The following is a 7,473-nucleotide window of genomic DNA, read 5'->3' as shown; positions in this document are numbered from 1 at the left end:
TCTGCCTGTGGAGACGGTGTGAGACCTCAACGGGAGTCCTCCCGGACGGGGCGGTCGTCGGTGAAGCAGGAACCCCAGCGGGCAACCGCTGGAATCCCCCGCCTATAAGCGGAGGCGGAAGTCAAGTCTGTGGCCTGCTCTGTCCATGGGTAGACCTCGCTCGGTGATCGAACTCATCGGTGGCGGCCGGATGACCGCTTGGTTCCCCGCCCCGACCGGTGAGACCCAGGCCCGCTCTAGGATCTTCGGCATGGCGAAGCGCGCGGTACACCGGCGGGCCCGGAAGATCCTGGGCGAGGAGCCCACGGCCCTGGTCTGGTGCGAGATCCACAAGCCCATTCCCACACCGCCCAAAGAGGTGCACCGCGCCGCGGGCAGGGGACGGCTGAAGCCGGGCCACCACTGGCTGCTGTACGTCGGGGCCGTCGTGTTCTTCTTCGTCGTCATCCCGATGATGCTGATCGACAAGCTGGGTGGCCGGCTCGACCGGCTGTCCCGGCCACGACGCGACCGCCGACCGCGGGCCGGGGAGCCGCGGACTCCGCCGGACACCCGCCGCTCCGCCACCGGCGGCGACCCTGCCCGCGATCGCCGGCAGGACCCCGCCAACGGCATCTTCGACGGCGACTGGAACCTGACCGCGGGCCAACTGCTGCTGCGCTGGTACGGGCATTCGCCCAACCCCAAGCGCCTGGTCATGCTGGCCCGCGATCGCCTCTGCGTCGCCACCTCCCCTCGCCGTCGGCTGTCGCCCACCAAGGCCGACGACTTCCGGACCTTCGCGGAGTTTCCCCTCGATCAGGTCCGCGTCGAGGGCGAGGCGGGCCAGCCGCGCGGCTTCGCCACGTTCCGGCTCCGCTTCACCGACGGCTCCTGGCTGGAGGTGGGACGGCTGGGCGAACCCGAGGACGCGGACCACTTCTTTCGCACCGTCAACAGTTGACGGTGGTGTTACCAGCTAATGGCGTCGTCCATCGACTGCTGCCAGTACGTGACCTTGAGGGAGTCGTGCGGAAGCCCGTTCCGCACCAGCGCCGACACCGGCCGCCCCGGCTACGACTACCCACTGGGCAGCAGCGAGTGGGCCAAGCGCGAGGAGTGGCCACCAGGGCCGCGGCCGCGGTCGCGGGACTGTTCGGTGGTGCGCAGGGGATCGGGGCTCGCGTCGGCAGTGACCAAGGCCACGGGGTTCCGGCGGTGTTGGTGCGGGCAAGGCCGTTACAGTCGGCGCCGTGGACTTCCTCACCGACATCCTGGGCGAGCCCTACCAGGCGATCGACCTGCCGCTCGCGGCCGACCACGAGGGCGATGTCGTCGCGACCCTGGTTCGCCGCCGGTGCGCGGATCCTGGCGCCGCGGCTGGAGGTTCCCGCCGGGCGGTGCTCTATGTGCATGGCTTCGTCGACTACTTCTTCCAGACCCATCTGGCCGACTTCTACGCCGAGCGCGGCTATGACTTCTACGCACTGGACCTGCGCAAGTACGGCCGCTCACTGCGCCCGCACCACTCGCCGAACTACATTCACGACCTCGACGCCTACGACGAGGAACTCGACGAGGCCGTCCGCATCATCCGCGAGGTCGACGGACACGACACCCTGCTGCTCAACGGCCACTCAACGGGCGGCCTGATCAGCGCCCTGTACGCCGACCGGCGGGCCGGGCAGGGGACGATCGACGCGCTCTTCCTCAACAGCCCGTTCCTGTCCCTGCCCGCTTCCTTGCTGATCCGCACCCTCGGCGCCCCCGTCGTCGACCTCCTCGGACGGCTGGCGGCCACCCGCAAGCTCCCGACCCCGTCCAACCCGCACTACGTCCACAGTCTCCACCGTGACTTCCGGGGCAGTTGGGAGTTCGACCTGAGCCTGAAACCGGCCGGGGGTTTCCCCCTCTACGCCGGGTGGCTGGCGGCGATCCAACGGGGTCACCGGCGGGTGCGCCGCGGACTGGGTATCGACTGTCCGGTCCTGGTGATGGCCTCGACCGCCAGCACCGCCACCACCGAGTGGGACGACGCTCTGCTCCGTACCGACGGCGTACTGCGCGCCGACGACATCGCCCGCCTCGCACCCCGGCTGGGCCCGCGGGTCACCACCGTGCGCATCCGGGACGGGGTGCACGACCTGGTGCTGTCGATACCCGAGGTGCGCGAGCGCATCTTCGCCGAGCTCGATCTCTGGCTCCGCGCCTATCTGCCGGACCGGGCCGGGTAGTTCGCCGCGAGCCCCGGCGCGGTGTGGTCGGTGTGCGGCCAGGACTACGCGCCGCGGAGTGCCCCGGCGGGCGGCACGAAAAAGGACGGTGCCGGGCGTCCCCTCCCGGCACCGTCCAGGGCCGTGTGCCGCTCAACGCACGGCCCGTCCGGAGTCAGCCGACCTCCGCGGGCTCCTTCACGTCCTCTTCCGTCCGCTCCTGGCCGGGCTGGGGCGCGGCTGCCTTGCGGCCGGGCAGGACGGCCAGGACGATCAGGGCGCCGGCGGCCATGATGAGGCCGCCGATGAGGCTGGTGTGCGCGACACCGTGGGCGAAGGACTCGTGCACCGCGTCCACCAGCGCCTGGGCCTTCTGGGGGCCACCGCTCGGGCTCTTCGCGATCTGCTCGGCGACCGCGAGGCCACCGCCCACCGACTCCTTGGCGGCGTCCATGGCATTGTGGGGGAGCTGGTTGCCCACCAGGTCGCTCAGCTTGCCCTGGTAGGACGTGCTGAGCAGGGAGCCCAGGAGGGCGATGCCGATTGAGCCGCCGAGCTCCAGCGAGGTGTCGTTGGCGCCGCCGCCGACGCCCAGTTCGGCCTCGGGGAACGAGCCCATGATCGTGTCGGTCGCCGGGGACACGCTCAGGCCGATCGCGAAGCCGAGCAGCAGCAGCGTCGGCAGGAAGTCGGTGTAGTCCGAGCCCTCGCCGATCTGCGTGAGCAGGAACACGCCCACGGCGCCGATGACCATGCCGGGCACGACCATGGCCTTCACCCCGAGCTTCGGGGCCAGCTTCCCGGTGACCGCGGCGCCGACGAACACGCCACCGGCCAGCGGCAGCAGACGAACGCCGGTCTCCAGGGCGTCGTAGCCGAGCACGAACTGGAGGAACTGCGTGGCGTAGTAGATCGAGCCGAAGGTGCCGAAGAAGAAGAACAGCACCGCGAGCATGGAGCCGCCGAAGGCGCGCAGCTTGAACTTGCGGACGTCCAGCATGGGGTGCGGGTGCCCCAGCTCCCACAGGGCGAAGGCCAGGAAGCCCACGCCCGCGACCACGGCCGCGGTGACCGGACCGGCGCCCCAGCCGAAGTGCGGGCCCTCGATGATCGCGTAGACGAGCGAGCCGACGGAGACGATCGAGAGCAGACCGCCGATGTAGTCGATCCGGCCCATGTCCTTCGCCTTGGACGGCGGCACCAGGAGGAATGCGGCGATGACGCCGACGACCGCGATGGGCACGTTGATCAGGAAGGTGGAACCCCAGGCGTGGTCCCGCAGCAGCCAGCCGGCGACCACGGGGCCGACGGCGATGGCGAGGCCGGAGGTCGCGGTCCAGGCCGTGATGGCCCGTGCCCGCTCACCCTTCGGGAAGATCGCCACCAGCAGGGACAGGGTGGCGGGCATGACCACGGCGGCGCCCACGCCCATGATCGCCCGGGCGGTGATGACCAGGTTGGTCTCGTCCACCTGGCTGCCCATCACCGAACCGGCCGCGAAGATCAGCAGGCCCGTGATGAGGGCGCCGCGGCGGCTGTACTTGTCGCCTATCGCGCCCAGCACCAGCATCAGCGCGGCGTAGGGGACGGTATAGCCGTCGACGACCCATTGCAGGTCGCTGCTGCTGAGGTGCAGGTCGGTGGTCATGTCGGGGGCGGCGACGATCAGGGATGTGTTGGCCATGACCACGATCAGCAGGCTCAGGCACAGCACGATCAGTGCCCACCAGCGCCGTGGATACGGCCCGGTCATCTTCTCGACCGGGGTGTTCGCGACGAGCGGCATCGGAAGCTCCTAGGGGGCGAAGCGGTCGGCTTCGAGGGTCGGCAGGAGCGGTGCGGGCTGCGGCCTTGGCACCGAGGACACTTACTTGCCCATGGATGTGCAGACTAGTTTATTGCCCACCTGTGTGCAAATATTGCGTGCTCATCGATGGGCAAGCAGATGGGTACGCAGATGGGCCCCCGAGCGGCGGCCCTGGTGAAGGAGGTTCCGTCGTGCCCAACCCGCGAGTCCCGGCGGCCCCCGGGCGCCACCGGACGCGCACCACACGGACCCGCATCCTCGAAGCGGCCCGCCGGGAACTGAACCGTGACCCCGACCGCAGCCTGGGCGACATCGCCGAGGCCGCCGGGGTGTCCCGCCGTACCGTCTACGGCCACTTCGCCGGGCGGTCCGCGCTGGTCGAGGGGCTCGTGGACGACGCCGCAGCGGCCCTTCGGGCGGCGCTCACCGCGGTCGCGCTCCCGGCCCCCGACGCCGCCGACGCCCCCACCGCCCTGGCGCGCTTCGTCCTCACCCTGTGGCCGGTGGGCGACCGCTACCGCATGCTGCTCCGGCTCGCCCCCCAGGATCTGGGCGCCGAACGGGCCGACATCCTCGCCCCCGCCCGCGACATGGCCACGGCGATCATCACCGAAGGCCGACGGCAGGGCGTCTTCCACGCCAGCCTTCCGCCGCCCGTGCTCAGCCGCGCCGTCGAGGCATACGTATCGACGCTCCTCGAATGCGGGAACACCGGCACCTGGACCGACGACGGCACACGCACGGCCGCCGCCGCCCTCATCGCCGTGGGGTTCGACGGCGACCTCGCCCGGTGCGGTGATGGTCCGTATGCAGGAAGCGATCCGGGAAACGATCCGGGAAGCGATCCCGGAAACGATCCTGGAAGCGATCCCGGAACGCGAGGAATGCCGCGTGTCAGAATGGACCTGCCGCTCCTGTCCGCCGTACCGCCCCCGAGGTTGTCCGTGACCAAGCCCGCTGCCCGCGTCCCGCAGCGACGCAACGCGCGCTCCAACCGGGCGCGCATCCTGGCCACGGCCCGCAAGGAACTCGGCCGGAACCCGGACATCACCTTGGAGGAACTGGCGCGCGCCGCCGGTGTCGTACGGCGCACCCTCTTCGGCCACTTCCCCGGACGGGTCGCGCTGCTCGAGGCGCTGGCCGAGGAAGCCTCCGAGTCATTCCGGGACGCGGCGGTGGCCGGTGTGACGGCCGAGGGGCCTGCCGAGCGGGCGCTCGCGCAGTTCGCGTTGTCGATGTGGCCCGTGGGCGACCGCTACCGGATGCTCCTGGCGCTGGCCCGGCACGACCTGGGCGCGGAACGCATCACCGAGATCATCAAGCCCGCGCGGGACGAGGTCACATCTATCCTGGAGCGCGGACAGCGGGACGGCGTCTTCCACGCCCATCTGCCTCCGGCGGTGCTCAGCGCGGGCCTGGAAGCGCTGACGGTCGCTCTGCTGGAGCAGGTCAACGTGGAGGCACTGGAGGACGACGGCACCCGAAGTGCCATTGCCATGCTCATCGCGGCCGGTGTGCCCGAGAAGCAGGCGTGTGCCGTGGTCGGGGACGTCGCCGCCACGGCCACTGGGGAAGCCGCGGAGGCCGGCGAGGGGCCGTGTCCGTAGACCGGGGCGTTGTGGGGTCGGTCGTGATGTCACCGACCGTGAAGATGCCGAATTCCATCCCCGGCCGCGCCTCGTCACCGGGCTGCCGTGGTGCGGCCGGGTGGCTAGCATTGACCATATGGCGTGTCCGGTATGGGGGTGATCGTCCGGTGTCGCGATGAGAGGGAGGAAGCGACGATGGCCAGCGATCCGAAACCCGTGCCCGACCGCGTGTCCTGCGCGTCGCTGGTCGACGCCATGGGCCGGGTCCACGGTCACCGGGCGCATATCGTCGGCCTTGTCAGCCCCGCGCCGCGAAAGCTGTTCGGCCCGGCCGCCACGATCGCCTATGTGCCCTACCGCGACGATGTCCCGCACGCCGAGTTCGGCGATCTCTTCGGCCAGGCGGTGGGCGACCGTCCGGCGGGCACCGTGCTGGTGCTCTCCAGCGGAGGCTATTGCGAGGTGTCCCACGGCGGTGGAACGAAGCTCTCCAGGCTCGAACACACCCATGCCGCCGGAGTCCTGGCGGATGGGCGACTGCGCGACTTCGACCAACTGGCCGCCTACAGCTTCGCGACCTGGTGCCGGGGAGAGGCGAGCCGCTGGGGCGGCGACATCGCCATGCCCTATGCCGTCAACGTCGCCGTGGAAGTGGGCGGCGTATGCGTGGTCCCCGGGGACTACGTCTACGCCGACGCCAGCGGCGCGGTGGTGATCCCGAGCGGAAGCCTGCGGCGGGTGATCGACGAAGCGGTGAAGGTCGAGGCCGAGGATGCCCGCACCGCGGAGGAGATCCTCGGCGAGTACCGGGCGCCCTCGTGAGCCACCGATGCTCGTCGGGAGGCCGGGCCGGTCGGCGGCCCTCTCGGCCAGACCCTCGGCAGCCTCAGCGGTAGTCGGGGTTGGGGTAGTCGAAGCGGCAGCCCGCCTCCCACTCGGAGCGCTGGTTGCCGTGGGCGGGGATGCCGTTGGCGCGCTTGAGCATGGCCCCCAGATGCATCAGGTTCCAGGTCATAAAGGCGGTGTTGCGGTTGGTGAAGTCGTTCTCCGGGCCGCCCGAGTCCGGGTCCAGGTACGACGGCCCCGGCCCCGCCGCGCCGATCCAGCCCGCGTCGGCCTGCGGCGGGATGGTGTAGCCGAGGTGCTGGAGGCTGTAGAGGATGTTCATCGCGCAGTGCTTCACACCGTCCTCGTTGCCGGTGATCAGGCAGCCGCCGACGCGGCCGTAAAAGGCGTACTGGCCCTTGTCGTTGAGCAGACTCGAGCAGGCGTAGAGACGTTCGATCACCCGCTTGGTCACCGAGCTGTTGTCGCCGAGCCAGATCGGCCCCGCCAGCACCAGGAGGTCCGCCGCCATCACCCGCTCGTACAGCCTCGGCCAGGCGTCGGTGGCGAGGCCGTGTTCGGTCATGTCCGGGTAGATGCCCGTCGCGATGTCGTGGTCGACGGCCCGGAACTCGTCCGTGGTGACCCCGTGCGCATCCATGATCGCGCGGCTCCGGTCGATCAGCCCCTGGGTGTTGCTCCGCTGCGGAGACGGCTTGAGTGTGCAGTTGATGTACAGGGCGGTCAGATCGTCGAAGCGGTACGCGTCATCGGTCGGGGTGGCGGTGGATGGCGACGCTGCCATGGGGGCTCCTCATGCGGGACTGCCGGCCCGGCCGGCCGGGCCAGGCTCAGCAGCATCTCGCGAAGATCGCCGTTTGTCTCCTTATGACTCATTTCATGCGTGTTCATACACTTCGGCTTGTCCTTGCGAGGAACCCCAGGGCTTCAGCCCTGGGAGGAATCGCATCCTTGTGGTTGCGGCGCGGAGCGCCGCGGTATCGCTGCTGGGTGCACGGTCGCGGAGCGGCCGGGGGTCGTCTCCGGCGGAGCCGGAGGG

Annotated in this window: 6 protein-coding genes and 1 pseudogene; 5 read left to right on the top strand and 2 right to left on the bottom strand. The window is 70.3% G+C overall.

Annotated features, from left to right (window positions below):
• The first annotated feature begins 250 nt into the window (after nucleotides 1-250).
• A complete protein-coding gene (locus KN815_RS05810; protein ID WP_216340665.1) occupies nucleotides 251-943 on the top strand; it encodes a hypothetical protein in 693 nt (230 codons plus the stop codon).
• A 289-nt stretch (nucleotides 944-1,232) separates the two neighbouring features.
• Nucleotides 1,233-2,213 carry an alpha/beta hydrolase gene (locus tag KN815_RS05805; protein ID WP_216340663.1) on the top strand — a complete coding sequence of 327 codons (981 nt, stop codon included), beginning with the start codon at nucleotides 1,233-1,235 and terminating at the stop codon, nucleotides 2,211-2,213.
• A gap of 154 nt (nucleotides 2,214-2,367) precedes the next feature.
• On the opposite strand, the gene KN815_RS05800 is transcribed toward KN815_RS05805, so the two are convergent.
• Nucleotides 2,368-3,978 carry an MFS transporter gene (locus KN815_RS05800; protein ID WP_216340662.1) on the bottom strand — a complete coding sequence of 537 codons (1,611 nt, stop codon included), beginning with the start codon at nucleotides 3,976-3,978 and terminating at the stop codon, nucleotides 2,368-2,370.
• Nucleotides 3,979-4,073: 95 nt separating this feature from the next.
• Here KN815_RS05800 and KN815_RS50060 point away from each other — a divergent pair.
• From KN815_RS50060 to KN815_RS05785, 3 genes and pseudogenes are all read left to right on the top strand, one after another.
• Nucleotides 4,074-4,370, top strand: a pseudogene (locus KN815_RS50060) (helix-turn-helix domain-containing protein); the annotation flags it as partial.
• 573 nt (nucleotides 4,371-4,943) lie between these two features.
• The gene (locus tag KN815_RS05790; protein ID WP_216340664.1) at nucleotides 4,944-5,606 is read left to right on the top strand and encodes a TetR/AcrR family transcriptional regulator; all 663 of its coding nucleotides are present in this window, start codon (nucleotides 4,944-4,946) and stop codon (nucleotides 5,604-5,606) included.
• 177 nt (nucleotides 5,607-5,783) lie between these two features.
• Complete coding sequence (locus KN815_RS05785) at nucleotides 5,784-6,410, top strand: RraA family protein (RefSeq protein ID WP_216340661.1); 627 nt, start codon at nucleotides 5,784-5,786, stop codon at nucleotides 6,408-6,410.
• Nucleotides 6,411-6,474: 64 nt separating this feature from the next.
• Here KN815_RS05785 and KN815_RS05780 read toward each other — a convergent pair whose 3' ends face one another.
• On the bottom strand, nucleotides 6,475-7,218 hold the full coding sequence (locus tag KN815_RS05780; protein ID WP_216340660.1) for a flavodoxin family protein: 744 nt from the start codon (nucleotides 7,216-7,218) through the stop codon (nucleotides 6,475-6,477).
• Between the last annotated feature and the right edge of the window lie 255 nt (nucleotides 7,219-7,473).

The organism is Streptomyces niphimycinicus (assembly GCF_018883605.1).
Lineage (GTDB): Bacteria > Actinomycetota > Actinomycetes > Streptomycetales > Streptomycetaceae > Streptomyces > Streptomyces niphimycinicus.
Note: the sequence above shows the minus strand (reverse complement) of the source record. Positions and strands in the feature narration are given on the sequence as shown.

What these genes read in the sequence shown, in the direction of transcription:
- KN815_RS05780 (WP_216340660.1), bottom strand. Translation starts at nt 7,218, where the DNA reads ATGGCAGCGTCGCCATCCACCGCCACCCCGACCGATGACGCGTACCGC.
- KN815_RS05785 (WP_216340661.1), top strand. Translation starts at nt 5,784, where the DNA reads ATGGCCAGCGATCCGAAACCCGTGCCCGACCGCGTGTCCTGCGCGTCG.
- KN815_RS05810 (WP_216340665.1), top strand. Translation starts at nt 251, where the DNA reads ATGGCGAAGCGCGCGGTACACCGGCGGGCCCGGAAGATCCTGGGCGAG.
- KN815_RS05800 (WP_216340662.1), bottom strand. Translation starts at nt 3,978, where the DNA reads ATGCCGCTCGTCGCGAACACCCCGGTCGAGAAGATGACCGGGCCGTAT.